We start from the raw sequence: 2273 nt of genomic DNA, 5'->3' as shown, positions 1-2273 counted from the left end.
GGGCGGCCAGCAGGGGCGCGGCGAGCGCCAGGGCCGCCAGCGGCGGCAGCCGGGGCGCCAGGCGGCGCAGGAAGAGGCGCATGTTCGGCATGAAGCGGGCACCTTGCGGGTTGACGGTTGCGGCCTGCCGTCAGCAGGCGGTCAGGGCCGGCCGGCGGCGGGGGATGCGGCAGGCCCTGAGCGTGTGACAGGATAGTCGCACCGCGATTCCCGTCGCGACGCGGCTTGAAACGCAAGGAAACCGATGCTTGTGCCATGCGCCGCCGCTTTCCCTGCGCGGCGCGGGGCCATTGCCGCCGATGCGCGGTCCCCGGCCTATCATGTGCCATCGCAGTCAGCGCAATCGGCGCAAAGGAGGCCGGCCATGCGGGAAATGATCGATCGTCTGGAAACCATGTTGGCCAAGGGCACCGACAACATGTTGTTGCGATTCTCGCTGGGCAAGGCCTACGCCGAGCAGGAGTGCTACGGCGATGCCGAGACGCACCTGCGCGCCTCGCTGGTGTTCGATCCGGCCTATTCGGTGGCCTGGAAATGGCTGGGCAAGGCCTGCCTGGGCCGCGGCGACAAGGCCGGCGCCCGCGCCGCCTGGGAGTCGGGCCTGAAGGCCGCGCAGGCGCGCGGCGACAAACAGGTCGAAAAGGAATTGCTGGTGTTCATCAAGCGGCTCGACAAGGACGCCGCCGTGCCGCAATAACGGCGCCGGCAACCGTCCTTTTCTTCAGGCCTCGGCCGCCGCTTCGGCCAGCCACTGCTTCAACGCCGCCAGCGCCGGCGCCGCGCCCGCCGGGGCGCCGCGCGACTCGATCAATCCGTAGTGCGAGCCTTCCGGGGCGAATCCGGCCGGCGCGACCAGGCGTCCGCTGCGCAGGTCGTCCAGCGCCAGCAGGCGCGGACTGAGCGCCACGCCCAGGCCGGCGGCAGCCGCTTCCACCATCAGGAAATGATGATCCAGGCTGCGCGTGGCGCGCGGGGCGGGAAGCCCCGCCTGACGCAGCCAGTCGTCCCAGGCGCGCGGCCGGGTGCGTGAAGACAGCGCCACGTAGTCGCCGGCCTCGAACGCGGGCAGCAGCGACGGAGCCATCACCGGTCCCATGCGCTCCGCCATCAGCGGGGTGACGATCCAGTCGGGATGCACCGGAAAATCCAGCCGCCGCAGCGCCAGCGTGACCTGGTCGCGGGTGAAGTCCAGCGGTCCGCCGCCGACCGACAGATGCAGCTCGATGTCCGGGTGCCGGTCCTGGAACCGCGACAGGCGAGGAATCAGCCAGCGCATGGCGATCGACCGTTCACACGACAGCACCACGGGGCGCTGCGCGTCGCGCGCCTGCAAGGTGTCGATGGCGTCGTGGATCAGCGCCAGCGCCCGGCCCATGGACGAGGCCAGCAAGCGGCCGTCGGCGGTGACGCGCAGGCCGCGTCCGGCCGGTTCGACCAGCGTCAGGCCCAGGTCGTCGGCCAGCTTGGTCACGCGGCGGCTGACCGCCCCATGGGTCAGCGACAGTTCGTCGGCGGCGGCGCGCACGGAACCCAGGCGCGCCACCGCCTCGAAGGCGCGCAGGTCGTTCAACGAGGGACGGCGGGTAGCGGTCATTGGTGATGATAGATCACGAATAAACGTCAGAAATGATGGATTTTCCTGGTGGGTGATCTGCATTTTAATCACCGGTATGGACACACCGGAATCGTTATCCCGACAAGTCGGCATCATTGCCGACGACCTGACCAGCGCCGCCGATGGCGCCGGCCCGTTCCTGCCCTGGGCCGGTTCGGCGCGGGTGCATCGGGGCGCCGCCGCGCCGGCGGGTGAGCGCGTGCTGTCGGTCGACACCGGCAGCCGCGGGCAGGCCGAAGCCGGCGCCGTGGACGCGGTGGCGCGGGCCGCCGCCGCGCTGGCCGGGCGCGGCGTTCTCTACAAGACCCTGGATTCGACCTTGCGCGGCCATATCCGGGCGGAACTGGCCACGGCCCTGCGCGCCAGCGGGCGGCGCCTGCTGGTGGTGGCGCCGGCCTTTCCCGCGGCCGGGCGCGTGACGCGCGGCGGGATCCAGTACGTGCACGGTGAGCCGGTCGATGTCAGTGTCTATGCCTCCGATCCGGTGCATCCGGCGCGCACCGCGCGCCTGCTCGACCTGATCGATCCGGCCATCGGGCCGGCCCGGGTGGTGCCCGAGGACGCGGACGCGGCGCAATTGCGCGATGCCGCGCGGCAAGCCCGGACGCTGGTGCTGGACGCCACCACGCAGGCGGCGCTGGACCAACGGGTCGCGCAA

Annotated in this window: 3 protein-coding genes; 2 read left to right on the top strand and 1 reads right to left on the bottom strand. The window is 71.3% G+C overall.

The genetic code is table 11. From position 1 onward, the window contains the following. Positions 1–364: 364 nt before the first annotated feature. A complete protein-coding gene (locus tag AOZ49_RS21315) occupies positions 365–697 on the top strand; it encodes a hypothetical protein (RefSeq protein WP_080977441.1) in 333 nt (110 codons plus the stop codon). A 24-nt stretch (positions 698–721) separates the two neighbouring features. Here AOZ49_RS21315 and AOZ49_RS21310 read toward each other — a convergent pair whose 3' ends face one another. Continuing rightward, positions 722–1594 (bottom strand): LysR substrate-binding domain-containing protein, encoded by an 873-nt coding sequence (locus AOZ49_RS21310; RefSeq protein ID WP_054477604.1) that lies wholly within the window; start codon positions 1592–1594, stop codon positions 722–724. Positions 1595–1670: 76 nt separating this feature from the next. Here AOZ49_RS21310 and AOZ49_RS21305 point away from each other — a divergent pair. Next, positions 1671–2273 (top strand): four-carbon acid sugar kinase family protein (locus tag AOZ49_RS21305; RefSeq protein WP_231690406.1); only part of this gene is annotated, 603 nt, incomplete at its 3' end.

The organism is Achromobacter sp. 2789STDY5608615 (assembly GCF_001298995.1).
GTDB lineage: Bacteria > Pseudomonadota > Gammaproteobacteria > Burkholderiales > Burkholderiaceae_B > Achromobacter > Achromobacter insuavis.
This window is presented reverse-complemented; position numbering and strand designations above follow the sequence as displayed.